Source organism: Anaplasma phagocytophilum str. Webster, from assembly GCF_000964685.1.
Lineage (GTDB): Bacteria > Pseudomonadota > Alphaproteobacteria > Rickettsiales > Anaplasmataceae > Anaplasma > Anaplasma phagocytophilum.
In genome coordinates, this window is sequence record NZ_LANS01000001.1 from 338,867 (window position 1) to 365,146 (window position 26,280).

Below are 26,280 nucleotides of genomic sequence, written 5' to 3' on the forward strand. Positions count from 1 at the left end.
AAATACCATCTGTTCTGGGTTTAGTAAGTTTGCTATAGAGAGTCGTAACTCTAGAACTTTAGTCTCGGCAAATCGAATTTGCTTTGATTGGACCTCGCAACGCAACATTGCATGAGATCATACTGTCTTTTCTCTTGGGAACATGCCTTCTCTCTTTGTGAGAAGCCAAATAATAGTCATACCCAATAAACAACACACTATAGGCAGCACAGATACCGGAACAATGGTGCCATTGTAAAACTTGCCCACGATATATATACCACAAGCACCAAAAATTGTTTGCCCAAACGATATAAATGCCGATGCCGCTCCCTTATCCCTAACTTCACCAAAAGCAATCGCAACACTATTACTTGTGATAAATGCTATACCAAAGGAAGATGGCAACCAAATCATCTCAATGAATAGCGGAGTAAGAAATGCCGGAAATGCGTAGTGACATATAATCACTATAACATCCGGTATCATTACTGACAGCAAACCGAGCACTATCATGCGCATCATGCCCAGCTTTCCTATCAATCTCCTATTTACTATAGTCCCAGCTATATAGGACACTACACTCATAGCCACTAAATACCCGTAGTATTCAACTGGCAAATGCATACCTTCAATAAACACAAACGGTAAATTCGCCATTGACGCCCATACCCACATGATTGTAAGGCTCTGAACAAGAGCGAAACATAGGAATCTATAATTTCTAAATAGTGCACCATATTCAGCAAGAATGGAGGATAATGACAACTTTTCCCGTCTATTTTGTATTGTTTCTGTCAATCCAAATATCAGGGCTAGAAGTAATAGCACAGAAATCATCGAGACTAGTACAAACAATAATCTCCATCCATATCCCAATGATACTATGTAGCTACCCATTATTGGCCCCACCGCGGGAGATAAAGAAACGACCATGTTCACTATAGAAAGATTTTTAGCCGCCGCTTCCCCAACGTATATATCATTTACTATAGCAAATCCCACAACACCTGCTACTCCTGCTCCTAGCCCTTGGAGGAACCTTAGCACTATCAGAACACCTATACTCCAGGCAAAACAGCACCCAATGCTCGCAATAACGAAAATGGCAATGCCCCATAACATTACGCTCCTTCTACCATAATGGTCCGACAAGGGCCCGTAAATTAAACCAGATAATGCACCCCCAAGAAGATTCATGCTAACAGTAAGCTGCACGATAGTTTGGGCTACACCAAAAAACGCACCTATTTGCGGAAGACCTGGAGCATACATATCGTATGATATATCACAAATTGTGATAGACATTATCACAAGAAACAATACCACAGTCTCTCGAAGCACGAGCATAACCAAAAAACCCCTATAAAAACAACTGCTCTTCCTTACATACCATGAGCAAATTCGGTGTATTCATGTGCAAAGACACACCAGGTGGAGCAGAATACCCTTCTCAGAGATACTCTCCTAAAACAGCTCACAACACATTATATATGATATATCCGAAAAATTTCTCAACAATTATCACAATCTTAAGAGGATACCACTTCATATAGCATCATGCATCCAAGAAAATCACCTATTTCCACTTTTTAGCGCATACAGGAACTTGAAATCGGATTACTCCACCGCGCAGTAAAGGCATACCGTACACTAAACATAACATGGTTCAAAGTGTCAGCTCTCAATGGTCAAATCCCAAAAATGCAACCAGCTGAGCCGCCTATACTAGCGACAGATGCAAATTCGATAAGAATATTTTACTACTCATCAGGATACAAAGTAGCCATCAGTTCACCCCATTCCCTCTTACTCATGCCCACGTCTTCCCTAGAGACTTTCTCACCTTTCAACAGCATCCTAATGACAGATAACGCGCTTTTGGATAAGGTCTTTGATTCAAAGCAATACTCCATATATGCTGCATACACCATAGGAACCCACAGTGCAATTATATCCAATATTTTTCCAGCGTAAGCGCGCAACTCGTACTGAGCCCCACTTCCTAAGCGTAGAGTCACAAACCTGAGCAAATTATGCAAATCCACTTTCCAATACCAGTGCGTGTAGCAGTTCAAAGGAAGAGTCATTCTAGCTAACTCTCTCGCAACACCATCACTCAACATTGATTCATAAGATGCATACATACTGTCAGAGTTGTCCTTAAACATGCCTATTACATTCTGAGCCACCTCTGACGTTAGAGGATTACCCCTACCCTGAGCATTGTTAGAAGACTGCTCTGCAACATCGCAAGCTTCCGGAATGTAAAACTCGTTCTCAACTACAGAATACCTAGCAGAACTCTCATTTATACTAGCAGTCCTATGCCTAACCCATTGACGCGCCACGAAAATAGGCAATTTTATGTGAAACTTTATCTCACACATTTCAAAAGGAGACGTATGAGCATGCCTCATAAGATACCCTATAAGCGCGGCATCTTGACTTACTTGTTTAGTTCCCTTACCGTATGAAACCCGCGCTGCTTGAACAATCGAGGCATCAGACCCCATGTAGTCAATAACCCGCACAAAACCATGATCCAACACCTTATGTTCCTGATATAACACATTCTCAAGTGCCGGCACTACCAAACGCTTCGTATATTCCGTAGCCTCATCCACCATCTAGAGCTCCAATCCTTTTATCATCATCTGCTTTATTTTCGCTATCGCCTTAGCAGGATTCAGATCCTTGGGACAAGTCTTAGTACAATTCATGATAGTATGACACCTGTATAACTTAAAAGCATCCTCTAAAAACGCAAGACGCTCCTCTGTCGCCGTATCCCTACTATCAACCAACCACCTGTATACCTGCAACAACGCCGCAGGTCCCAAATACTTATCTGGATTCCACCAATAACTCGGACAACTTGTACTACAACACGCACACAAAATGCAATCGTATACCTTGTCCAACTTACTCCTGTCCTCTATGCTCTGAAGATGCTCCTCCCTATCAGACCTCGCACCATCAGACTTCAACCAAGGACTTATAGACTTATATTGCTTGTAAAAATTACTTAAATCCGGCACCAAATCTTTGATAACATCCATATGCGGTAAGGGAAATATTTTCACATCTCCCTTAATATCAGAAATATACTTCGTACATGCCAAAGTGTTCGTGCCATCTATATTCATCGCACACGATCCACATATCCCCTCACGACATGACCTCCTAAAAGTCAAAGTCGAGTCATACTCATTCTTAACTTTAATTAGCGCATCAAGGACCATCTGCCCACATTTGTCCAAATCTATATAGTAGGTATCAATCCTCGGATTCTCTCCGTCATCAGGTGACCACCTATATATCTTAAAACATCCAGTGCGCTTAGCACCCTCCGTAGCATTGTATACCTTACCATTCGGGTTTATCTTGGAGTTTTTTGGCAAAGAAAACTGCACCATATTATTAACCCTCTCTAATAAACCCTTTTCTGCGGAGGAAAATACTCTACTTCATTTGTCAAAGTATAAGTAGCTACCTCTTTATAGCCTATCTTCACTTCATACGTATCGCAGTTACACCACGCCATCGTATGCTTCATCCAATTTTCATCATCACGCTCTGGGAAATCTTCCCGCGCATGCGCACCCCTGCTCTCCTTTCGATTTGCAGCACAATCTACAGTCACTACAGCTTGCGGCATCATATTCGATAGCTCTAATGCCTCTACCAGATCGCTGTTCCAGACCATACTCCTATCAGTTACCGAAATATCTTTCATCATTGCGGCAACTCCCCTGATCTCCTTTTTACCCTTCTCTAGCACCTCCGCAACACGGAATACTGCAGCATGCTCCTGCATCACATTTTGCATACGACTACGTATCTCCGCAACCCTCGTAGCACCGTTAGCGTAACGCATGCGATCAAATCTATCTATTATACTATCTTCAAAATCCTTCCTAATAGGTCTATGCAAACCTCCAGGCTTTATAACCTCTTTCGCCCTTATCGCAGCTGCTCGTCCAAATACCACCAAATCCAATAGAGAATTCGACCCTAAACGATTCGCACCATGTACAGATACACAAGCGGCTTCACCTATAGCAAATAAACCCTCTACCACTTCGTAACTTCCACTACTGCTATTTAATGATAGAACCTCTCCGTGATAGTTAGTAGGGATACCACCCATGTTGTAGTGAACCGTAGGAATCACCGGTATTGGCTCCTTAGTAACATCAACACCAGCAAACGTCTTCGCTGTTTCACTTATACCAGGAAGCCTCTCATGGATTACTTTAGGATCTAGATGCGCAATAGACAAATATATGTGATCCTTCTTCTCACCTACTCCCCTGCCTTCACGTATCTCCATAGTCATTGAACGACTTACAACATCACGCGAAGCCAAGTCCTTTGCCTTTGGAGCATATCGCTCCATAAATCTCTCCCCAGCAGAATTCAGCAAGTAGCCCCCTTCACCACGGCAGCCTTCTGTCATCAAGCACCCAGAACCATATATGCCCGTAGGGTGAAATTGCACAAATTCCATATCCTCAAGCGGAATACCAGCCCTTGCCGCCATTCCACCACCATCTCCAGTACATGTATGTGCGCTAGTTGCAGAAAAATATACACGCCCATACCCACCAGTAGCTAAAACTACTGCATGAGCACGAAATCTATGTAAAACACCATCGCACAAAGACCATGCCAACACCCCACAACATGACCGATTATCTTCACTCATTATCAAGTCTATTGCGAAGTACTCGACGAAAAACTTCGCATCAAACCTCAAAGACTGCTGATACAAAGCATGCAATATAGCATGTCCTGTTTTATCTGATGCAGCACATGTACGTACTGCAGGCTTACCCTTGCCGTATTCAGTTGTCATCCCACCATAGGGACGCTGATATATCTTACCTTCCTTAGTTCTAGAGAAAGGCACCCCATAATGCTCAAGCTCTATAACAGACTGTATCGCATTCTTACACATGTACTCAATCGCATCCTGATCACCTAGCCAATCAGAACCCTTGACTGTATCGAACATGTGCCATCGCCAATCATCCTCCGTTACATTACCCAACGCTGCATTGATACCACCTTGTGCAGCAACAGTGTGGCTCCGTGTTGGAAACACCTTAGTAATACATGCAACCGAAAACCCAGCCGCAGTCATACCAATCACTACGCGCAACCCTGCACCACCCGCACCAACAACAACCACGTCATACTCATGGTCCACAACTTCGTATGCGGATCTAGACACCTCAGGCACACTATAACATAACCGGAACTACTTTTAGGCTACCACAATCCCCCATGTAGTCAATAACCCGCACAAAACCATGATCCAACACCTTATGTTCCTGATATAACACATTCTCAAGTGCCGGCACTACCAAACGCTTCGTATATTCCGTAGCCTCATCCACCATCTAGAGCTCCAATCCTTTTATCATCATCTGCTTTATTTTCGCTATCGCCTTAGCAGGATTCAGATCCTTGGGACAAGTCTTAGTACAATTCATGATAGTATGACACCTGTATAACTTAAAAGCATCCTCTAAAAACGCAAGACGCTCCTCTGTCGCCGTATCCCTACTATCAACCAACCACCTGTATACCTGCAACAACGCCGCAGGTCCCAAATACTTATCTGGATTCCACCAATAACTCGGACAACTTGTACTACAACACGCACACAAAATGCAATCGTATACCTTGTCCAACTTACTCCTGTCCTCTATGCTCTGAAGATGCTCCTCCCTATCAGACCTCGCACCATCAGACTTCAACCAAGGACTTATAGACTTATATTGCTTGTAAAAATTACTTAAATCCGGCACCAAATCTTTGATAACATCCATATGCGGTAAGGGAAATATTTTCACATCTCCCTTAATATCAGAAATATACTTCGTACATGCCAAAGTGTTCGTGCCATCTATATTCATCGCACACGATCCACATATCCCCTCACGACATGACCTCCTAAAAGTCAAAGTCGAGTCATACTCATTCTTAACTTTAATTAGCGCATCAAGGACCATCTGCCCACATTTGTCCAAATCTATATAGTAGGTATCAATCCTCGGATTCTCTCCGTCATCAGGTGACCACCTATATATCTTAAAACATCCAGTGCGCTTAGCACCCTCCGTAGCATTGTATACCTTACCATTCGGGTTTATCTTGGAGTTTTTTGGCAAAGAAAACTGCACCATATTATTAACCCTCTCTAATAAACCCTTTTCTGCGGAGGAAAATACTCTACTTCATTTGTCAAAGTATAAGTAGCTACCTCTTTATAGCCTATCTTCACTTCATACGTATCGCAGTTACACCACGCCATCGTATGCTTCATCCAATTTTCATCATCACGCTCTGGGAAATCTTCCCGCGCATGCGCACCCCTGCTCTCCTTTCGATTTGCAGCACAATCTACAGTCACTACAGCTTGCGGCATCATATTCGATAGCTCTAATGCCTCTACCAGATCGCTGTTCCAGACCATACTCCTATCAGTTACCGAAATATCTTTCATCATTGCGGCAACTCCCCTGATCTCCTTTTTACCCTTCTCTAGCACCTCCGCAACACGGAATACTGCAGCATGCTCCTGCATCACATTTTGCATACGACTACGTATCTCCGCAACCCTCGTAGCACCGTTAGCGTAACGCATGCGATCAAATCTATCTATTATACTATCTTCAAAATCCTTCCTAATAGGTCTATGCAAACCTCCAGGCTTTATAACCTCTTTCGCCCTTATCGCAGCTGCTCGTCCAAATACCACCAAATCCAATAGAGAATTCGACCCTAAACGATTCGCACCATGTACAGATACACAAGCGGCTTCACCTATAGCAAATAAACCCTCTACCACTTCGTAACTTCCACTACTGCTATTTAATGATAGAACCTCTCCGTGATAGTTAGTAGGGATACCACCCATGTTGTAGTGAACCGTAGGAATCACCGGTATTGGCTCCTTAGTAACATCAACACCAGCAAACGTCTTCGCTGTTTCACTTATACCAGGAAGCCTCTCATGGATTACTTTAGGATCTAGATGCGCAATAGACAAATATATGTGATCCTTCTTCTCACCTACTCCCCTGCCTTCACGTATCTCCATAGTCATTGAACGACTTACAACATCACGCGAAGCCAAGTCCTTTGCCTTTGGAGCATATCGCTCCATAAATCTCTCCCCAGCAGAATTCAGCAAGTAGCCCCCTTCACCACGGCAGCCTTCTGTCATCAAGCACCCAGAACCATATATGCCCGTAGGGTGAAATTGCACAAATTCCATATCCTCAAGCGGAATACCAGCCCTTGCCGCCATTCCACCACCATCTCCAGTACATGTATGTGCGCTAGTTGCAGAAAAATATACACGCCCATACCCACCAGTAGCTAAAACTACTGCATGAGCACGAAATCTATGTAAAACACCATCGCACAAAGACCATGCCAACACCCCACAACATGACCGATTATCTTCACTCATTATCAAGTCTATTGCGAAGTACTCGACGAAAAACTTCGCATCAAACCTCAAAGACTGCTGATACAAAGCATGCAATATAGCATGTCCTGTTTTATCTGATGCAGCACATGTACGTACTGCAGGCTTACCCTTGCCGTATTCAGTTGTCATCCCACCAAAAGGACGCTGATATATCTTACCTTCCTTAGTTCTAGAGAAAGGCACTCCACAATGCTCAAGCTCCACAACGGACTGCATAGCATTCTTACACATGTACTCAATCGCATCCTGATCACCTAGCCAATCAGAACCCTTGACTGTATCGAACATGTGCCATCGCCAATCATCTTCTGCTATATTACCCAACGCAGCGCTAATACCACCTTGTGCAGCAACAGTGTGGCTCCGTGTTGGAAATACTTTAGTAACGCACGCAACCGAAAGACCCGCTGCCGTCATACCCACTACAGCGCGCAATCCTGCACCACCCGCACCAACAACAACCACGTCATACTCATGGTCCACAACTTCGTATGCGGATCTAGACACTTCAATCACACTGATAACTTAACTGGAACTACTTTTAGGCTACCACAATCCCCTATGGAGTCAACACAACTTTGAACTCGTTTAGAACTTAAGAAACGTTAGTCAAGCCCTTATACATAATATATAGCGTATTTTTCAATTCTGCGCATATGCAACTAAAATCGTGCTTCAGTAACAAAACAATATTCACCCATCTATCATGTAACCACCAATACCGTAATTGCACTAAGACTTGTCCCAAGGATCTGAATCCTGCTAAGGCGATAGCGAAAATAAAGCAGATAATAATAAAAGGATTGGAGCTCTAGATGGCGGATAAGGCTACGGGATATACGAAGCGTTTGGTAGTGCCAGTACTGTCACAAGGTGGTAATCCTATTATCCGACCTTACACGTAAATGTGCTTCTACTTTGTCAAAAGCTCAGCAGACATGCATTTACTCTATGGCATAACCCAAGATACCGAAGAGTATAGGCAACCTTATATTGATGTACTGCCTGCCCCTACTTTACACTGGAGTTTAAATAACCTAGCGTACAGGCTATCATCATCCTGCATAAGCGTAGCGTGTGTTCCTACTTCCTGTATAACACCGTCATGAAGAACGACAATTTTATCAGAATCTACAATAGTCGCGAGCCTATGCGCAACTGTTATCGTCAACTTATCCCGCATTAACTCACGTAATGCCCTATATACTTTGTCTTCATTATCAGAATCTAGCGCTGAAGTTGCCTCATCCAAAATAAGCACCTCAGGACGCCGAAGTATAGTACGAGCCACAACAATTCTCTGTTTTTGCCCCTCAGATAGGCATACTCCCTTTTCACCAACAAAAGTATGAATTTTATTAGGTAGCTCATTAATAAAATCTGCGATACTTGCACCTTCTATAGCATGGTTCAATTGCTCTTCAGTGTAATCATGGATTCCGTAAGTTATATTGTCCAAAATAGTGCCCGAGAATATAACAGGACTTTGCGACACAACACAAAAAAGCGTCCTCAAGCTTCTCAAGGAGATTTGCCTGATATCTACTCCGTCAATAGTGATGCTACCACTGCCAACATCGTAGAACCTCAATAATAGGTCGACTATAGTACTCTTCCCACTCCCTGAATATCCTACTATAGCTATTTTTTCTCCCTTCTTCATCGATAGGCTAATTCCCTTGAGAACAGGAATCTCCTTCTTACCTGCATAGGCAAAAGTTACATCGTTTATGTCAACTGATTCCTTGATTTCATAAACATCCTTACATTCCGACGCATCATTTATAGATGAGGGCATATTAAGCAGTGCATCAATATCCTCCGAAATCCCTACTGCTTTCTGAAGATCATGCATATTATCCCCCAAGCCATTGACTGAACCAGCCGCCAAGGCCGAATAGAAAACAAATGACAATAAGGCACCTCCACTCATATCATGCTCAGCTACTGCCTTAATTCCAATCCATAGAACAACCCCCACAGATCCAGCAACAGAAGCAATTATTAATGTGACTAACAGCGCCCTCAAGACCACATATTTACTCTCAGAATCAGAAACTTCTTCCAATAAACAAGAAAATTTCTGCTGAACCCTTTTCTCAGCCACCAAAGACTGAATAACCTTCAGACCTCTGCATGTCTCCTCACTAAAATGTGCCAGTGCGTCCTTCCTCATCCGCGAAAACACCCCTGCACGCTTAACGCGCTTACCCAAAAAAGCAACTATCAGGAGCAATAAAGGCACTACCCAAACAATACGCACAGTTAAAAGAAAATTTGTATAGATTAGCATGCCTACACTGCTGAGAAACACAGTAATGTTACGAAATATAAACAAAACACTACCGCTTAGAATAGAATGCAATGCCGCAGTATCCGCCATAAGACGCGACATCAATAATGAAGTACTAGTTGTCTCGAGTGCGCTAGGTGATAGACTAACTATCTTATCGTATAACCGACGCCTCAAATCCCGTATAACAAATTCTGCCCCCATTCCACAGAGCCAAAGACGTAAATACGAGCCTGTAGCAATTACTAAAGTAAGCAAAAAAACCCAAATCAGAGGCCAAACCCCTGCATCTCCGCCGAACAAGCCATCATCTATTAAAGCACTCAAACCACGTCCAAAAGCCAGTATCGCTCCCGAACTGATGATTACAACAGCCGCCGCAGATAAGAAATACTTCTTATAAGGCTTAATATAGGAAAGAAGCAGCCTCATCTAATACCTACTTCCCTAACAAAAAATCTCGCAAATCTCCTGCCTCACGAAAGCGAACAACTCACGTCCACTCCTTTGTTCACACCACAGACCTTGATCCGCATCATATACAAAGCGCACGGACCCACTTACCGGTGACGCCACCCATATCTGCTGGGTCTGCGCATGCCAGCTGATCAAATAATCCGAATCCCCATCAGAGATTTCAACAACATCCCCATTACTGTCACAAGAAAGCAAAGACCCCGCAGACGAGCTTTTCTCCTCTACCATCGACACCAAGGAATCCAACGCCCCACGAGCTAGATCTAGATAACTAACGCCCGAACCTTTATCTACCATTAACAATGCCCTGATTGCAAAATCCTTACTGCTACTAGCAAAGCAACCCAACGACCTAGGCACTCCCAGATAAGCTACAACAAATCTATGTAAAAACTACAACCAATTGCGTACAAACATGCGCTAGAACGCAATCTAACCGCAGAGAACTAACATCCGACAAACAAGCGCATACCCAAAACCAACAATACTTAAGCTCACGCCAACAACAGCTAAAACACCTAGCAAGCCAAAGTATCGTACGGCACTACCCTAACAAGAGTAGCAACCTCTTCTCTAACCCCCGACTCCACTACGGACATATCCGCTCCAGCCCTCATAGAGTCCACAATCTTCAATACAAGCTGCCCTATCTTCTCAAAATCCTTGACCACCAACCCTCTAGAAGTTTCAGCAGCAGCACCTAACCTAATACCAGAGGTTACCCACGGCTTTTCAGTATCAAATGGAACAGCATTTTTATTACATACAATCCCAGCTCTCTCCAACGAAGACGAAACATCCCTGCCAGTGAGCCCCTTGGAGCGCAAATCAACAACCACCATATGGCTATCAGTCCCACCAGTTACTACATCCAACCCTCCAGTAGCTAAAACTGCTGCTAAAGCACGAGAATTATCAAGAATCTGGCTAACATATACCTTAAAATCCGGACTCATTGCCTCACGAAAAGCAACCGCTTTCGCCGCTATTACATGCATCAGAGCCCCTCCCTGCATGCCAGGAAATACCGCCGACCTTAACTTTTTGTGTATTTCCTCATCATCTGTCATTATCACGCCTCCGCGAGGACCACGTAGCGTCTTGTGCGTAGTCGACGTCACTACATGCGCATAGCCAAATGGCGTCGGATACTGACCTCCTGCTATTAACCCTGAGTAATGCGCTATATCCGCTAGGAAATATGCCCCCACCTTATCAGCTATAGCCCTGAAGGCCTTGAAGTCTATTCGTCTAGGATACGAGGAAGCACCTGCTATGATCAAATTAGGCTTCACCCTCAAAGCAATCTCTTCTATCTCATCCATATCCAGAAGGTTTGTGTCACGCCTAACATTATAGGGCACAGCATTAAACCACTTCCCCGATACATTAGGCCCCGCTCCATGCGTTAAGTGCCCTCCCGAGTCCAATGACATCCCTAGCACGGTGTCTCCGGGCTTTAATAACGCCATGTACACTTGCTGATTCGCCTGCGACCCTGAGTGCGGCTGAACATTAGCGTACTTACAGCCAAATAACTTACATAGACGCTCCACAGCCAAAGTCTCCGCAACGTCTACCTCAGAACAACCACAGTAATACCTACTACCGGGATAACCCTCCGCATATTTGTTGGTTAGGACCGATCCTTGAGCCTGCAGAACAGCACGGCTAACAAAATTCTCCGAAGCTATCATCTGCAGAGACGTATTCTGCCGCTTATACTCAGCAGATAAACACTCAGCAACCTCAGCATCACTCTCACTTATATGGATGTCCCCAATGTACCCAACCATAGACAAATTCCCTCAAAATAACCTAAGCAGTACCACCGCTAGCATCGGCACCACCATCTTCAGCAGCAACCGAATCAACAGACACAACCTCATCTCCCCCGTCTTCCACAGGCGCATCTTGCACCTCTGAAGCGGCAGCAGCATTTCTACTTTTCCTATCCCGAGCAACCTGCAACCTTGTCCGCTCAGCCTCTGCCTCATTCCTCACAACGTACAGCTTAACTACCGCTACCAGATCAGCGTGTAACTCGACATTAATCTCGTACTCGCCTATGCGCTTGATCACCTCACTGAAGAACACTTCCTTAGGCTGCACATTGTAACCAAGACTACCAAGCAACTTCGCAACATCTCGCACAGCAACAGAACCAAAAAGCTTCCCATCATCCGAAGCCTGCCTAATCATAACAAAGCACTCTCCCGCAAGAGCCTCCGCCACCTTTTCAGCCTCCCTCAGCTTCTGATTACTCTCCTCTTCCATGACAGCAAGCTTCTCCGCCAAGAGCTCCATGTTCCTCTTCGTAGCCCGCATTGCCTTTCCATCTGCCAAAAGATACCTAGCATACCCAGGCCTAACTTTAGCAACTTCACCAGCCTTGCCCAGCCCTCTTATGCTAGACTTAAGAATTACCGATAACATCAAAGACCCACATTTCACTTAATTTAGCAATAAGGCAGCAAAGCAAGATATCTAGCTCTCTTGATAGCACGCGCCAGCAACTTCTGCTTCCTAGCAGATACAGACGTTATCCTACTTGGAAGAATCCTGCCGTACTCAGAGACAAACTTCGAAAGCAATACCTTATTCTTGTAATCTATATCCTCATCAGGACACTGCGCTAAAGGACACGATCTAGATTTCCTAAAATATGGCCTCTTCAAGTACACTAAAGGAGAATATGAACTCCCTTCAGAACCCCCATCTCCACTACGTCTTTTACCCCCATGCGACACAGAAAACCTCCTAATCCTGATCCGAACCCATCATAGCAGAACGCCCCTCAGGGACCTTATCCACCTTTAAACACAAAAATCTCAGTACATCCTCGTTCAGCTTCACCTTGCGCTTAAATTCATCCATAGCAGCAGGCTCAGCCCGTATGTACATCATACAATAATGCCCCTTATTATTCTTGGCGATACTGTATACAAAATCCAGAAGCCCCCAGTACTCATATTTAACGAGCTCAGCCCCCATCTTCACCAACAAAGCGGTCAATCCCTTTGAAAGCCCTTCCAACTCATACTGCGTAAGACCTTGCTGCGCTATAAAAGCAAACTCGTAAAAAGGCACTATAAAACCTCTCATGAACAAAAAAATCACTCAGGTATTATATACCAGAGCAAGACACAATCAAGAACTATAACATCTAGATTTCATCCGAATATTCGTATTTACCAGGCCTATGACTGGCACGCTTTTTATCCAGAAAACTCCGTACAATCAGAGTAATCTTTTCATACGTATCATCAGATACCACATTGCCTACGTATTCACTAGCTACAGAAAAGACGTTATACGAATACGTCTCCACAAACCAGCCAGGCAACTCAATACGAGTGTCTAGATCATGCTTGGGATACGGAGCAAAAATGTACAAAAAGGTCTCCATGGCCAAAAACAGAAAGTACGATAAAACAAGCCCTTTAGCCATCCCCAAAATAGATCCCGAAACCCTATCCAATAAACTGTGCCTCAAGGGAGACAATATTCGAATTATTATTCCATTTACAAGAATTACACAGGCCATAGAACCAATGAATACAGTAACTCTGGAAAACACCTCAGCTAGAGTCTCAGAACGTACCCGCGCTCCATACATTTCAGAAAAATAATCACCGTGAGATATGGTAACGAAGATAACCGCAACCAACCCCGCAATTCCCAAGGCCTCCTTTACAAACCCCCTTACACAACCCAGAACCATTAAAAGCAACGCAAGAAGCAGCACTGTAATGTCTAAAACCATAGACGCCCTTCACCGCCCAATGTTATCCCTAGTACGCGCCTGGAAAAATGCCAACAGCACCAACATTAAAATAGCCGCCATGCTTACATAATCACCATTTTCATTCTTTCTAGATATCACCAATCCAGTTATTACATCACCACTCTCGATATCTTCCGCAACGTAACTGCCTTGGTAAACACTCTGCACGACCATTGCTCCGTCAATACGCTCTACTACCAGCCCTACCCTGTCTTTGAGCATCCTAAATACACTACCCTCAAAGCCATCACGCACCGGCACCACAACGTACCCACTCTTCACCTTTTCACCTATGGTCCTATCAAAATTCACCGTAATAGCATCACCCTTACCCATATGCATAGTACTCTGCTCAAACGTAACATCAGTACGATTACTAGATATCACCCCAGCAATATAGTTAGGAGCCATCAGCGCAAATGCCAAAACAAGCAAGATCATAGATTCATAAAACCTATTACGCCTTAGGAAAAACCCCTGCATACCTGCAGAAAGCACGATAATACTAAGCAGCGCCTGCGCTATAGCTAAGGCCGCTCTCCACACATTTTCTACACCATACAGAATGAGGTCATTATTGAACACAAACATGAATGGGATAACCATAGTCTTGATGTTATACAAGAACGACTGCACCCCCGTTTTAAAAGCATTAGCCTTAGCTATAGCCGCCGCAGCATACGACGCTATCCCCACAGGAGGTGTTACATCAGCCATAAGACCAAAGTAAAACACAAACAAATGCAATGCTATTGGAGCCGTAGATAACCCATTCTTATGAGCCATAATTCCCAAAACAGGAACAACTAGCGTTGAAACTATTATATAACATCCAGTCGTAGGCATTCCCATACCTAAAACTATGCAGATAGCCGCAGTGATCAATAGAGCTACAAATACGCTATTACCCGCCAAAACATCGACAAAAGAACCCATTGCCAAGCCAAAGCCAGTCAAGCCTACAACTCCAACAACTATACCAGCCGTCGCAGTAGCAACCGCTATGGGCAGCATATTTCTTGCGCTATTCAACATAGCAGCACATATCTTCTTCGAAGCATCAATAAATGCAGGTGCCATGCCTGAAAAATCACGTCTACGCACCGCTGCAACAACACCATCTACCAGTAACATGTACATAAGAAAGATGTTAGTCCAAAAACATGCTAATGAAGACGAAACCCTCTCTACCACCAATGACCACACCAGTATCACTACCGGAATAAAATAGTGTAACCCCTGTTGGAAGATGCTCCACACACTCTCAGTGCCATCCCCATATACATCATCGTCATCCTTGGCAGTACTTGCAGGCTTATAAAGAAGGACTGCAACGTAAACTATCGCCAAAATAACTGCAATGGCATATATGCTCGCACCCTGAAAGATATCCTTAATTCCCGCAATATGGAAATTAGCTATAGACACCCCATCAATGACGATATGAACGAAGCCAAAAAGGAGAACAACAGAAACCGAGGTTATCAAGAGTCTAAGTATAACTCCTCGAATTCCTACACCGGGTGCGCGCACACCGGGAGTACTACCTTCTAACCTCCGTGCCTCAAAATGCACGATGACAAGCAACCCTATATATACCATTAGCGCCGGCACAAACGCATGCTTAACTATACTGGAGTATGAAAGCGCTAAAAACTCGGCCATCAAAAACGCTGCTGCTCCCATGACTGGCGGGGTTATCTGACCATTTATTCCCGCTGATACCTCTATTGCTGCTGCCTTTTCGGGTGTCATCCCCATCTTCTTCATTAGCGGTATGGTGAAGGAACCGACAGTTATGGTATTGGCCACCGAAGACCCTGACATCATACCCATAAATCCCGAGCCTATTACGGCCGCTTTCGCTGGTCCGCCCACTGAACCTCTGAGCAGCGCAAACGACAATCTCATAAAAAAGCTACCTGCACCAGCCTGCTCCAGTAGAGCTCCAAAAAGCACGTATAAGAATACAAAATTACACGACACACCTAGTGCTACACCAAACACGCCTTCGGAAGTCAACCACTCATGCGAGACTATAGACGCAATATCGTGTCCCTTATGAGCAATCACTTCAGGCATAAAGTAGCCAAAAGCAGCATATAGCAGAAAAACACTGGCCACTACTACTATGGGAAATCCTATGGCGCGCCTTGCAGCTTCTAGCAACAGAAGCATGCCTATTACTGCTGCAATTATATCCATCCCGTTGGGGACAGCGACTCTTGCAGCCAAAGCATCATAAAATATCAATACATAGGAAACAGCCCCCATACCTGAAATAGCTAATATCCAGTCAAGAGTGCTACGATACTTTGCTGCCTTACTAAAAGAAGGCATAACCAAATACAGCAAGAATAATGCGAATGACAAATGTACTGCCCTTGCCTTCAAGCCTGTGAGCACCACCCACCCGATGCCATATTGCGCCGCCAACCAAAACGGTAGCGGTGATGCTATGAATAACTGAAATAGAGTCCACATAAACTCCGCGCACCCTACTACTCTCCCGCGGATCGTGGACTCTGTACCGTATTCTAAATTATCTCTATCCTGATGCAGTTTCATACCCTCAGCATTTTGCAATTTCATCAATACTTTAACCAAATAGCTACGTGCCCAAATAACATCCCCGAGTCTCACAGTCAATGAAAATGACCCAAAGGACGCTACTTCTCCATGACATATCGCATATCAATAGCACGTTATTGATAATAGCCACGAATGTCATACAATTACAAATATCTTCCGTACTATAGCAATTATGACAACATATAAAGCCACCTAACTACTCAATATAGTATGCGTTGAAGTGCTGATTACATTGCGTCGTCACAAATAATTACATGAATGTATGATACCTCAGTAATGACGGTATCAAGATATTACTTCTCACAATCTCCATAAAATGTACATGCGCGGTAACGTGTCATTATTTCAAGATAAGTAAGAAAGGCTGTATACTTGCCTCTAAAGCGGTGTTTAGTTTGCCTACTCACCATACTACCAGCGCACAACATCTGTAGCAATGTTGTACAAATATAGCTGCTGATGTGTAGCATAATTTAAAAGAGTAGTTTTCGAAACAACAGGCACTAAAAATGTAACTCAATAGCTGCGCACTACTGCTCTACTATCTTGTTTTGCCGCACATAACTGTAGCTTGAGATCGCATTATAAATGCATGCATAGAGCATACGCACACCCATCAATATAGTAATTCCATCACAACCCGAGCAGCAAGGAAAGGAGAGAAAGAAGGGAAAGACTACTATTTTGTAGATCGGGAAGAATTTTTAAGACTATGCAGCAACGGGGAGATAATAGAACATGCAGAAGTATTTGGTAATTTCTACGGTGTTCCCCGCAAGAATCTAGAAGACAATGTAGATAAGGGAGTCAGCACGTTACTAGTAATTGACTGGCAAGGAGCTTTCAAGTTCATGGAGATGATGAGAGAGCACGTAGTGAGCATATTCATAATGCCCCCTTCTATGGAAGAACTGCGTAGGAGATTATGTGGTAGAAGAGCTGATGATTCAGAGGTTGTGGAAGCAAGGCTAAAAGGAGCAGCGTTTGAGATCAGTCACTGCGAAGCTTACGACTACGTAATAGTAAACGAAGATATAGAGGAAACAGCAGACAGAATTAGCAATATCCTGAGGGCAGAACAGATGAAAACTTGCAGGCAAGTTGGGCTGAGGGAATTATTAGAGAGTAGGTTCCCTATAGAAGATTAAGCAATCTGTAGAATAGAATGCTGGTTGCACATTAACTGATATGTAGAACTCTATATTATTGGTCTCTGTGTTTTGCTTTTAGTATCATAAAATGCGTATATAGAGGCTCTGGGGGTTCTAGTATTCTTTAGAGTCTTTGGTGTATCTCATCTTCTTCTGGAAACATGGAGGGGGTTATATTTGTATGAATATGGAACCCAAGAACCAGGAAATCCGCAGGGATCCAGTGTAGGAATGGTGATATCACCTATCCTCTTACACAGCTTGCTGCTTTGGTGCCGGGGTTTATGGCATTCTGTCCATACCATTCTGAGAAAATTAGCATCTTATGGGGGAGAGCAGCTTCATGTATTTCTAATACGGGTCACAGTTTTGAAGCATAAAAAGCAATTATGGAGATAGAAGCTAATATCGTACAACACGTATTACGGTATACCGCCTAATAACAATTGCCTAAAAGGTTTGCAGAAATTACAGCTCTCTTAAAAGGGAACACTTAGATGTACTAACTTGTTCTCGCAAGTAAATGTGTAACTGTTCTTAATTAATAATTTATATCCTTAGAACCATAACCATATAAGCCTATTTAGTTGTGCATTCGGTGTTAGGCTCACGTTTTGAGGTAGTCCGTGGTAAGCTGGTATAGAAGATCTGGAAGTAAGCTATTTTTAGGGAGCGTGATGTCATTAGCCATAGTAATGGCGGGACAAGATGCTAAGGCTCATGGTGATGGTAGTGCTTCAGGGGTCTGGTAGAGCGGGATATTTCTATGTTGGCTTGGATTACAGTCCAGCGTTTAGCAAGATAAGAGATTTTAGTATAAGGGAGAGTAACGGAGAGACTAAGGCAGTATATCCATACTTAAAGGATGGAAAGAGTGTAAAGCTAGAGTCTAACAAGTTTGACTGGAACACACCTGATCCTCGGATTGGGTTTAAGGACAACATGCTTGTAGCTATGGAAGGTAGTGTTGGTTATGGTATTGGTGGTGCCAGGGTTGAGCTTGAGATTGGTTACGAGCGCTTCAAGACCAAGGGTATTAGAGATAGTGGTAGTAAGGAAGATGAAGCTGATACAGTATATCTACTAGCTAAGGAGTTAGCTTATGATGTTGTTACTGGACAGACTGATAACCTTGCTGCTGCTCTTGCCAAAACTTCGGGTAAAGACTTTGTTCAGTTTGCTAAGGCGGTTGTGGTTTCTCATCCCGGTATTGATAAGAAGGTTTGTGCGACGAAAGCCCAAAGTTCTGGAAAGTATGGTAAGTATGCTGATAAAACCGGTACGAAGAGCAGTGACAACAATACATCGTTATGTAGTGATGATGGGGGAAGTCATAGCGGTAGTAGTAACAACGCAGAGGTTTTCGAGCATTTTATAAAGAAAACTCTTTTGGAAAATGGTAGTAAGAATTGGCCGACATCTACGAAAAATGATGGAGCGCCATCTGATAATAAAAACGACAATGCAGACGCCGTAGCGAAAGATCTAACAAAACTCACTTCCGAAGAAAAAACCATAGTAGCAGGGTTACTAGCTAAGACTATTGAAGGGGGTGAAGTTGTTGAGATCAGGGCGGTTTCTTCTACTTCTGTAATGGTCAATGCTTGTTATGATCTTCTTAGTGAAGGTTTAGGTGTTGTTCCTTATGCTTGTGTTGGTTTAGGGGGTAACTTCGTGGGTGTTGTTGATGGCTCACGTCGCACAATACGTTTTTGATCCTAAATACCCGAGGCAAGTGACTAGACAAAATTAGTGCCGTATCACTCACGAAACAAACTACGATCAGCGATTCTCCATACTTAGCAGGTCCGTACAGTGGCTTTACACTCTTACCCAGCATGAAATTACATGCCATCTAGGAATCTTCACTGCGGACTTTATAAAGGCTATCTACACTTCGAGAGCAACCTAATATGGAGACAATCAGTATGGTGTTTGGCATATCACTCCTAAACTTGCTTATAGGTTAAAGGCTGGGTTGAGTTATCAGCTCTCTCCTGAAATCTCTGCTTTTGCGGGTGGCTTCTACCATAGGGTTGTTGGAGATGGTGTTTATGATGATCTGCCTGCTCAACGTCTTGTAGATGATACTAGTCCGGCAGGTCGCTCTAAGGATACTGCTATTGCTAATTTCTCCATGGCTTATGTCGGTGGGGAATTTGGTGTTAGGTTCGCTTTTTAAGGTGGTTTTATACTCTTACCCAGCATGAAATTACTTGCTATCTATGAATCTCCCCACGGACTTTATAAAGGTTATCTGTACTCGAGAGAAAGCTAATCTGTGACTAATAAGGATGGTGTTTAGAATATGACACCTAAGCTTGCTTATAGGTTAAAGGCTGGGTTGAGTTTCAGCTCTCTCCTGAAATCTCGGCTTTTGCGGGTGGTTTCTATCACCGTGTTGTTGGTGATGGTGTTTATGATGATCTTCCGGCTCAACTACCTTGAATCGCCAGGTATATCAAGATCCTATGCAATAACTCTTATTATTAAGATGCAAGACCAAGGGTATTAGAGATAGTGGAAGAGTATTATTAGAGAGTATGAAGTAGATACAGTATATCTACTAGCTAAGGAGTTAGCTTATGATGTTGTTACTGGACAGACTGATAACCTTGCCGCTGCTCTTGCCAAAACCTCCGGTAAGGATATTGTTCAGTTTGCTAAGGCGGTGGAGATTTCTCATTCCGAGATTGATGGCAAGGTTTGTAAGACGAAGTCGGCGGGAACTGGAAAAAATCCGTGTGATCATAGCCAAAAGCCGTGTAGTACGAATGCGTATTATGCGAGGAGAACGCAGAAGAGTAGGAGTTCGGGAAAAACGTCTTTATGCGGGGACAGTGGGTATAGCGGGCAGGAGCTAATAACGGGTGGGCATTATAGCAGTCCAAGCGTATTCCGGAATTTTGTCAAAGACACACTACAAGGAAATGGTAGTGAGAACTGGCCTACATCTACTGGAGAAGGAAGTGAGAGTAACGACAACGCCATAGCCGTTGCTAAGGACCTAGTAAATGAACTTACTCCTGAAGAACGAACCATAGTGGCTGGGTTACTTGCTAAAATTATTGAAGGAAGCGAGGTTATTGAGATTAGGGCCATCTCTTCGACTTCAGTTACAATGAATATTTGCTCAGATATCACGATAAGTAATATCTTAATGCCGTATGTTTGTGTTGGTCCAGGGATGAGCTTTGTTAGTGTTGTTGATGGTCACACTGCTGCAAAGTTTGCATATCGGTTAAAGGCAGGTCTGAGTTATAAATTTTCGAAAGAAGTTACAGCTTTTGCAGGTGGTTTTTACCATCACGTTATAGGAGATGGTGTTTATGATGATCTGCCATTGCGGCATTTATCTGATGATATTAGTCCTGTGAAACATGCTAAGGAAACCGCCATTGCTAGATTCGTCATGAGGTACTTTGGCGGGGAATTTGGTGTTAGGCTCGCTTTTTAAGGTTGCGACCTAAAAGCACTTAGCTCGCCTTCACTCCCCCTTAAGCAATATGATGCACATTTGTTGCCCTACAAATCTAATATAAGGTTTGTTGCCTATAAGAGGGGCACTCAACGTTCCCTATAACTTACTTTCCACTAGGTTCTATACTTATTTTGCCCGTCTTTGTCCTGGCTTCGATCACTTGTGGGTGTCGCGCTACATAAGGGGAACTTTATCCCCTTATAATATTAATTACACAATACCGAGATACATGCCATCCCTTTGATAGGGCAAGGTGTGAACTGTATCCCGCTCCGCCGTCTAAGATTGTATATGACATATAATTAATGACCATGTAGCAAAATTAAGCTTTCCCTAGTGATCTGTTGCGAAAACTATAAAGTCAATGCACACTGCATGCACTATCCCGTAACATGATCAACTTAGGGAGTATTACATGCGCATAGTAGTAATAAGCGTGCTGTGTTTATTTTGCGCTTTTTCAGCCATCGTATTTTTTACTTACTACAGGCGCAACAGTGCCACATTTTCTTACGATATAGTATTGCCTACCATATTCGGTAACAGTACAGAATTTAACACCTCAGAGATCAAGAAAAAAAGACGTGCGTTTGTGGTGAATGTGTTTGCTTCCTGGTGTACTGTTTGTATGCAGGAGCACCAAACATGGAAAGAAATCTCTAAAAGAACCCCCATCGATCTTTATGGCATAGACTACATAGATATAGAGGATAACGCACTGGCTTGGCTGCAGGAACCTGATAACCCTTATATTGCAATTGCGGCCGATTACTCCGGAAAAGCAGCAAAGGCATTTGGGGTTACGGGAGTACCTGAAACTTTTATTTTCAACAAAAAAGGTGAATTAGTGCTCCATATAAAGGGTTCTATAACCTGGGAACTATGGCAAGAACGTGTCGCAAAACTCATCTCATAAACGTATACATACAAAGCCTCGGTAAGTAAGAGTTTTGTGCTGCTAGCATAAACAATAACCATTCAAATAAGACAGGCAGTTCAACTTATGCAATTAACTGCTACACGCACCCATTGCCGGTAATCGCTTATGCAGACTCGACAATGTTATGAGACAACTACTGTTGTACCGTCATTGTTTACCAAATCTATAAAAAGTGTTATACATCTGGTCTCTTTTAGGGGCTTTGGTAATGGCTGTAGATCTTTTAAAGCTGAGAGAATTGTTGTGTAACTCCTTTCCTGATGGAATTGTTGATGTAACTAGCTTAGCTGATGACAATGATCACTATTCCGTGCGAATTGTTTCCAAAAGATTTGCTGGTAAGTCAAAACTTGAGCAGCACAGAATGGTTTATGACGCACTCTCAGGAGTGGTTGTGCACGCATTACAAATACAAACAAGTGTGGGTAGTAAGCAAGATGGATAACAACCTCGTGAACAGAATTAAACATGATATAGAGAACAATGATGTTGTGTTGTACATGAAGGGTACTGCTACAGCACCTCAGTGTGGGTTCTCGAGTGTGGTGGCATCCGTATTGGTTCATCTGGGTATAGCATTTAAAGATGTAGATGTTTTGAGAGACCCAGAGTTGAGAGAGGGCATTAAGGAGTTCTCCAATTGGCCTACAATTCCTCAGCTATATGTGAAAGGCGAGTTCATCGGAGGATGTGACATAGTACGTGAAATGTACCAAAGCGGTGAACTACAAGAGCTTTTGAAAAAGAAGGGCGTGATAACTGGATAGGTCACATGTCTGACAACGACAGTCGGCGGCGTCTTGCTGATCTAAATGCGCAGCTGAAGCTTCACGATGTTCTATATCATGAACATGATGCACCGGAGATCTCAGATGCTCAGTATGATGCGCTCGTGCAGGAGAAACGTGAGTTATTGGAAAAGTTCCCCGAGCTTAGCGCCTATAATGATTATGAAGGAGTAATTGGTGCACTCACAGTAGATGCCAGATTGCCCAAGATTGCCCATCGTGAACCCATGTTATCTCTGGAAAATTCCTTTACTATACAGGACGTAGAAAAGTTTATCTCCAGGGTAAAGCGTTCACTTAATATGGATCCTGAAGTCTCTATCACCATAGCTTGTGAACCTAAAATTGATGGTTTGTCATTTGCTGCATTATACGAAAAGGGCTCTCTTATACGGGTTGCAACTAGAGGAAATGGCCATTTAGGGGAAGATATTACGAACACCGCAAAAGTAATACGTAAGCTCCCTCACAAAATCGCAAATGCTCCTGAAGTTCTGGAAGTCCGAGGTGAAATATACATGCACCACAGCGACTTTGAAAAACTGAAGGACGTATGTAACTTTGCGAATCCACGCAATGCCGCAGCTGGCTCTATCCGTCAACTAAATCCTAAAATTGCAGAAGAGCGGAATCTTCGCTATGTGGCATATTGTATAGTCAATAGCGCCTTAGCTTCTCAAGAAGCAATATTAAAACAGCTTGCCGAATGGGGGTTTTGCACTCATACAGAGGTACTTTTCGCTGATAATATGGACGACGCGCTGTCGTTCCATACCAGAATGTATAATACACGCAGTACTCTAGGGTATGACATTGATGGAATAGTGTATAAAGTAAATGATACGCACCTACAAAAACTGCTTGGCTCCACAAGTAAGTATCCTAGATGGGCCACAGCTCATAAGTTTCCTTCAACTGAGGCCATCACTAAATTGCGTGATATTTCTGTGCAGGTTGGAAGAACAGGAGTTATAACGCCCATAGCGGAATTGGAGCCCATAAATATAGGGGGCACCCTGGTATCGCGGGCAAGTCTTCATAACCTTAACGAGATTGCCCGTAAAGATATACGTATTGGCGACAGTGTTATAGTAAAAAGGGCTGGCGAGGTCATACCACAGGTAGTAGGCGTAGACCATACCGCACGTTGTAATTCTGCTGTGCCTGAAGAGTATGTATTCCCCTCGCATTGTCCATCATGTGGAAGTACACTTAGTAGAGCACCTGGAGAAGTAGCGATGCGCTGCACGGCTGAATTATCATGTCAAGCGCAGGTGCTGGAGCGAGTGAAGCACTTTGTATCTCGGGATGGGCTAAATATAGTAGGTCTAGGAGAAAAACAAATAGAGTTTTTCTGCAATGCATCATACATCAGCAACGTTGCTGACATTTTTTCGCTCAGAGAAAAGATAAGTCACATGAACTTAAGCGCTGAACATGGATGGGGAGAGAAGTCTATAGCCCTGCTCATTAACGCTATCAATGCCAGTACCACTGTGAAACTGAGTAATTTCATTTTTGCCTTGGGAATCAGGTTCATAGGAAAGGGTGCCGCAAAGCTGATCGCGGAACACTATAGATCTTATAGCGCCTGGGTACGTGCCATGACATCACTGGCGAATGGAGAAGATCCTGATAATATACATGGTATTGGCCTCAAAAGTATTGAGTCCTTACGTGCGTTTTTCTCAAGTGAAGACAATTTGAGAGTACTCCAAACGCTTGAAGAAAAACTCAATATCTTGAATGAAATCGCAAATACAGAGACTGCGTCTCCCATTTCTGGAAAGACTATTGTATTCACTGGCGTGTTGGAAGATATGTCCCGTAACGAAGCTGCGAAATATGCGGAAACTCTAGGGGCTAAAGTTGGGAATACTGTAACTACTAAAACTGACATACTTGTTGCTGGAAGCAACTCAGGAAGTAAGCTAGACACTGCTAGAAAACTCGGTATTCAGGTTATGAATGAGTCGGAGTGGAAAGATCTACTGAAAACTGTATCTAACTCCGAGTAATAGCCTACTTTCGTAATGTCTTCTTATTTACTATGGAGCATATGGTGCTGTGTGCATCTAAAAAATCCGCAAATCAAGAGCCGTCGCTTACGTTAGCCGCTTAATCTACAGGCAAATTAATGACTGTCTACAAGAAGCTGTACATCGCCTCCATTGGTATCGACAGAAAACACCAACTTGGCTTGTCCTTCGATAAAAGCTTTAACCTTATGGCCAAAAAACTCATATCTCCACCCACGCATTATGTTGCTAGGAAGGCGACTTATGGCTCTAACCAAATCTCTCTTAGATGCTACTAATTTCTGTGACACACCATCTTCTATGCACACGCTATGCAGCAATATAGACAGTAAACTTAGAGTATCACGTTCTTGACTCGCTTTATTATACACATCTTGCTTTATATGCTTGTTATTCTCCACTATCTCAGTCAAACTGAATGGAAGGTCTTGTAGATATAGCTCGCGCACGTATTTTCTGAGGGTACTGTCGCTGCCATCCGCTATAAAGTCTTTTGTAATATTCAAGACATCTCTGGCATTCATGATAATATTTCGATTTATATTTAGTAGACGTGCTACACGCTCTCTCCACTCTACCACCGATCTTGCTATATTAGCTTCTTGCTCAGTTAAGTCTGCATAACACTCCATACTCTCTAAAATCGTAGTGTAGTTATCGGATACCGAATCTACAATGCAATCCATCTCCTCCATATACCACGATAACCTACCCTTGGACGTCAAAATATCCCGAAGGATTCCGTACAGCTTATATAGATAAATAACATCATCAAGTGCGTAACGTACCTCACTTTCCGTTAAAGGCCTTTTTGACCAATCCACACGCTTGAAGGGCATCTTATTCAGTTTCACGCCTAGAAACTGCTCAACTAATTTAGAGTATCCCACTGAATTTTCGTGATACTCACACAGCATAGCCGCTATTTGCGTATCAAATATAGGCCTAGGGAGAGACTCAAATAACAGGGATAACGCGTCAAGATCCTGCCTACAATCGTGAAAAACCTTGAAAATCTGTGTGTTATCAAAAATTTCCTGCAGAGGAGTAAGATCAATACCCTCTGCTAAAGCATCAATTACACACTGCTTATTCTCATAAGCTATCTGCAGTAAACACAATTTTGGGTAATAGTCGTTGAAGCTACGCAAAAACTCCGTGTCTATTGCCACACTTTCGGGGTTATCACGTAATAACTCCGTACAAAACCTAGATAGATCATTTGTTGAACAAATAAACACAT

General features: G+C 43.2%; 24 protein-coding genes and 4 pseudogenes. 12 read left to right on the plus strand and 16 right to left on the minus strand.

Annotated features, from left to right (window positions below; all coding sequences use genetic code 11):
- Positions 1–117: 117 nt before the first annotated feature.
- The 7 genes and pseudogenes from APHWEB_RS01360 to sdhA (APHWEB_RS01385) form a co-directional block, all read right to left on the minus strand.
- Positions 118–1,329, minus strand: a complete 1,212-nt coding sequence (locus tag APHWEB_RS01360; RefSeq protein ID WP_020848779.1) for a multidrug effflux MFS transporter — start codon at positions 1,327–1,329, stop codon at positions 118–120.
- Positions 1,330–1,742: 413 nt separating this feature from the next.
- A complete protein-coding gene (thyX, locus tag APHWEB_RS01365; RefSeq protein WP_044104163.1) occupies positions 1,743–2,606 on the minus strand; it encodes an FAD-dependent thymidylate synthase in 864 nt (287 codons plus the stop codon).
- Between the two features lie 3 nt (positions 2,607–2,609).
- Positions 2,610–3,398, minus strand: a complete 789-nt coding sequence (locus APHWEB_RS01370) for a succinate dehydrogenase iron-sulfur subunit (RefSeq protein WP_011450309.1) — start codon at positions 3,396–3,398, stop codon at positions 2,610–2,612.
- Positions 3,399–3,412: 14 nt separating this feature from the next.
- Positions 3,413–5,218, minus strand: a complete 1,806-nt coding sequence (gene sdhA / locus APHWEB_RS01375; protein WP_021798994.1) for a succinate dehydrogenase flavoprotein subunit — start codon at positions 5,216–5,218, stop codon at positions 3,413–3,415.
- Positions 5,219–5,264: 46 nt separating this feature from the next.
- Positions 5,265–5,387, minus strand: a pseudogene (locus tag APHWEB_RS06240) (FAD-dependent thymidylate synthase); the annotation flags it as partial.
- The gene (locus APHWEB_RS01380) at positions 5,388–6,176 is read right to left on the minus strand and encodes a succinate dehydrogenase iron-sulfur subunit (RefSeq protein WP_011450309.1); all 789 of its coding nucleotides are present in this window, start codon (positions 6,174–6,176) and stop codon (positions 5,388–5,390) included.
- 14 nt (positions 6,177–6,190) lie between these two features.
- Positions 6,191–7,996, minus strand: a complete 1,806-nt coding sequence (gene sdhA / locus APHWEB_RS01385; RefSeq protein WP_021798993.1) for a succinate dehydrogenase flavoprotein subunit — start codon at positions 7,994–7,996, stop codon at positions 6,191–6,193.
- A 206-nt stretch (positions 7,997–8,202) separates the two neighbouring features.
- Between sdhA (APHWEB_RS01385) and APHWEB_RS07055 the strand changes: the two are divergent.
- Positions 8,203–8,304 (plus strand): annotated as a pseudogene (locus APHWEB_RS07055) (succinate dehydrogenase iron-sulfur subunit); the annotation flags it as partial.
- Between the two features lie 173 nt (positions 8,305–8,477).
- Here APHWEB_RS07055 and APHWEB_RS01390 read toward each other — a convergent pair.
- The 8 genes from APHWEB_RS01390 to APHWEB_RS01425 form a co-directional block, all read right to left on the minus strand.
- Positions 8,478–10,214 (minus strand): ABC transporter ATP-binding protein, encoded by a 1,737-nt coding sequence (locus APHWEB_RS01390; RefSeq protein ID WP_011450307.1) that lies wholly within the window; start codon positions 10,212–10,214, stop codon positions 8,478–8,480.
- Positions 10,215–10,229: 15 nt separating this feature from the next.
- A complete protein-coding gene (locus APHWEB_RS01395; protein WP_011450306.1) occupies positions 10,230–10,607 on the minus strand; it encodes a frataxin domain-containing protein in 378 nt (125 codons plus the stop codon).
- 170 nt (positions 10,608–10,777) lie between these two features.
- Positions 10,778–12,055 carry a serine hydroxymethyltransferase gene (gene glyA, locus APHWEB_RS01400; RefSeq protein WP_020849225.1) on the minus strand — a complete coding sequence of 426 codons (1,278 nt, stop codon included), beginning with the start codon at positions 12,053–12,055 and terminating at the stop codon, positions 10,778–10,780.
- Between the two features lie 22 nt (positions 12,056–12,077).
- Complete coding sequence (gene rplI / locus APHWEB_RS01405; protein ID WP_011450303.1) at positions 12,078–12,695, minus strand: 50S ribosomal protein L9; 618 nt, start codon at positions 12,693–12,695, stop codon at positions 12,078–12,080.
- A 23-nt stretch (positions 12,696–12,718) separates the two neighbouring features.
- Positions 12,719–13,009: a 30S ribosomal protein S18 gene (rpsR, locus tag APHWEB_RS01410; RefSeq protein WP_011450302.1), complete on the minus strand. Its 291-nt coding sequence runs from the start codon at positions 13,007–13,009 to the stop codon at positions 12,719–12,721.
- 10 nt (positions 13,010–13,019) lie between these two features.
- Positions 13,020–13,349 carry a 30S ribosomal protein S6 gene (gene rpsF / locus APHWEB_RS01415; RefSeq protein WP_011450301.1) on the minus strand — a complete coding sequence of 110 codons (330 nt, stop codon included), beginning with the start codon at positions 13,347–13,349 and terminating at the stop codon, positions 13,020–13,022.
- A 76-nt stretch (positions 13,350–13,425) separates the two neighbouring features.
- Positions 13,426–14,025, minus strand: coding sequence for a CvpA family protein (locus APHWEB_RS01420; protein ID WP_011450300.1), 600 nt, complete (start codon positions 14,023–14,025; stop codon positions 13,426–13,428).
- Positions 14,026–14,034: 9 nt separating this feature from the next.
- Positions 14,035–16,653, minus strand: coding sequence for a TRAP transporter permease (locus APHWEB_RS01425; RefSeq protein ID WP_021799265.1), 2,619 nt, complete (start codon positions 16,651–16,653; stop codon positions 14,035–14,037).
- 569 nt (positions 16,654–17,222) lie between these two features.
- Here APHWEB_RS01425 and gmk point away from each other — a divergent pair.
- From gmk to ligA, 11 genes and pseudogenes are all read left to right on the plus strand, one after another.
- The gene (gene gmk / locus APHWEB_RS01430) at positions 17,223–17,786 is read left to right on the plus strand and encodes a guanylate kinase (RefSeq protein ID WP_264357586.1); all 564 of its coding nucleotides are present in this window, start codon (positions 17,223–17,225) and stop codon (positions 17,784–17,786) included.
- A gap of 629 nt (positions 17,787–18,415) precedes the next feature.
- Entirely contained in the window at positions 18,416–18,541 is a 126-nt protein-coding gene (locus tag APHWEB_RS07120) for a hypothetical protein (protein WP_011450296.1), read from the plus strand.
- Positions 18,498–19,505, plus strand: coding sequence for a P44/Msp2 family outer membrane protein (locus APHWEB_RS01435; RefSeq protein WP_011450295.1), 1,008 nt, complete (start codon positions 18,498–18,500; stop codon positions 19,503–19,505). The genes APHWEB_RS07120 and APHWEB_RS01435 overlap by 44 nt, the downstream gene beginning before the upstream one ends.
- 217 nt (positions 19,506–19,722) lie before the next feature.
- Positions 19,723–19,971: pseudogene (locus APHWEB_RS01440) on the plus strand (P44/Msp2 family outer membrane protein); the annotation flags it as partial.
- Positions 19,972–20,094: 123 nt separating this feature from the next.
- Positions 20,095–20,237 (plus strand): annotated as a pseudogene (locus APHWEB_RS06250) (P44/Msp2 family outer membrane protein); the annotation flags it as partial.
- 137 nt (positions 20,238–20,374) lie between these two features.
- Entirely contained in the window at positions 20,375–20,653 is a 279-nt protein-coding gene (locus APHWEB_RS07060) for a hypothetical protein (protein ID WP_341476093.1), read from the plus strand.
- A 257-nt stretch (positions 20,654–20,910) separates the two neighbouring features.
- Positions 20,911–21,246, plus strand: coding sequence for a P44/Msp2 family outer membrane protein (locus APHWEB_RS07065; RefSeq protein ID WP_341476094.1), 336 nt, complete (start codon positions 20,911–20,913; stop codon positions 21,244–21,246).
- Between the two features lie 439 nt (positions 21,247–21,685).
- Positions 21,686–22,186 carry a redoxin family protein gene (locus tag APHWEB_RS01455; protein ID WP_011450292.1) on the plus strand — a complete coding sequence of 167 codons (501 nt, stop codon included), beginning with the start codon at positions 21,686–21,688 and terminating at the stop codon, positions 22,184–22,186.
- A 232-nt stretch (positions 22,187–22,418) separates the two neighbouring features.
- On the plus strand, positions 22,419–22,655 hold the full coding sequence (locus APHWEB_RS01460; protein ID WP_011450291.1) for a BolA/IbaG family iron-sulfur metabolism protein: 237 nt from the start codon (positions 22,419–22,421) through the stop codon (positions 22,653–22,655).
- Positions 22,648–22,977, plus strand: a complete 330-nt coding sequence (gene grxD, locus APHWEB_RS01465; protein ID WP_011450290.1) for a Grx4 family monothiol glutaredoxin — start codon at positions 22,648–22,650, stop codon at positions 22,975–22,977. The genes APHWEB_RS01460 and grxD overlap by 8 nt, the downstream gene beginning before the upstream one ends.
- 5 nt (positions 22,978–22,982) lie before the next feature.
- Complete coding sequence (ligA, locus tag APHWEB_RS01470; protein WP_011450289.1) at positions 22,983–25,016, plus strand: NAD-dependent DNA ligase LigA; 2,034 nt, start codon at positions 22,983–22,985, stop codon at positions 25,014–25,016.
- A gap of 116 nt (positions 25,017–25,132) precedes the next feature.
- On the opposite strand, the gene APHWEB_RS01475 is transcribed toward ligA, so the two are convergent.
- Entirely contained in the window at positions 25,133–26,278 is a 1,146-nt protein-coding gene (locus APHWEB_RS01475; RefSeq protein ID WP_011450288.1) for a ribonuclease D, read from the minus strand.
- Positions 26,279–26,280 lie beyond the last annotated feature (2 nt).

What these genes read in the sequence shown, in the direction of transcription:
- APHWEB_RS01455 (WP_011450292.1), top strand. Translation starts at nt 21,686, where the DNA reads ATGCGCATAGTAGTAATAAGCGTGCTGTGTTTATTTTGCGCTTTTTCA.
- APHWEB_RS01360 (WP_020848779.1), bottom strand. Translation starts at nt 1,329, where the DNA reads ATGCTCGTGCTTCGAGAGACTGTGGTATTGTTTCTTGTGATAATGTCT.
- APHWEB_RS01420 (WP_011450300.1), bottom strand. Translation starts at nt 14,025, where the DNA reads ATGGTTTTAGACATTACAGTGCTGCTTCTTGCGTTGCTTTTAATGGTT.
- APHWEB_RS01370 (WP_011450309.1), bottom strand. Translation starts at nt 3,398, where the DNA reads ATGGTGCAGTTTTCTTTGCCAAAAAACTCCAAGATAAACCCGAATGGT.
- APHWEB_RS07065 (WP_341476094.1), top strand. Translation starts at nt 20,911, where the DNA reads ATGAATATTTGCTCAGATATCACGATAAGTAATATCTTAATGCCGTAT.
- APHWEB_RS01460 (WP_011450291.1), top strand. Translation starts at nt 22,419, where the DNA reads ATGGCTGTAGATCTTTTAAAGCTGAGAGAATTGTTGTGTAACTCCTTT.
- APHWEB_RS01380 (WP_011450309.1), bottom strand. Translation starts at nt 6,176, where the DNA reads ATGGTGCAGTTTTCTTTGCCAAAAAACTCCAAGATAAACCCGAATGGT.
- APHWEB_RS01390 (WP_011450307.1), bottom strand. Translation starts at nt 10,214, where the DNA reads ATGAGGCTGCTTCTTTCCTATATTAAGCCTTATAAGAAGTATTTCTTA.
- APHWEB_RS01435 (WP_011450295.1), top strand. Translation starts at nt 18,498, where the DNA reads ATGCTAAGGCTCATGGTGATGGTAGTGCTTCAGGGGTCTGGTAGAGCG.
- rplI (WP_011450303.1), bottom strand. Translation starts at nt 12,695, where the DNA reads ATGTTATCGGTAATTCTTAAGTCTAGCATAAGAGGGCTGGGCAAGGCT.
- grxD (WP_011450290.1), top strand. Translation starts at nt 22,648, where the DNA reads ATGGATAACAACCTCGTGAACAGAATTAAACATGATATAGAGAACAAT.
- ligA (WP_011450289.1), top strand. Translation starts at nt 22,983, where the DNA reads ATGTCTGACAACGACAGTCGGCGGCGTCTTGCTGATCTAAATGCGCAG.
- glyA (WP_020849225.1), bottom strand. Translation starts at nt 12,055, where the DNA reads ATGGTTGGGTACATTGGGGACATCCATATAAGTGAGAGTGATGCTGAG.
- APHWEB_RS07060 (WP_341476093.1), top strand. Translation starts at nt 20,375, where the DNA reads ATGATGTTGTTACTGGACAGACTGATAACCTTGCCGCTGCTCTTGCCA.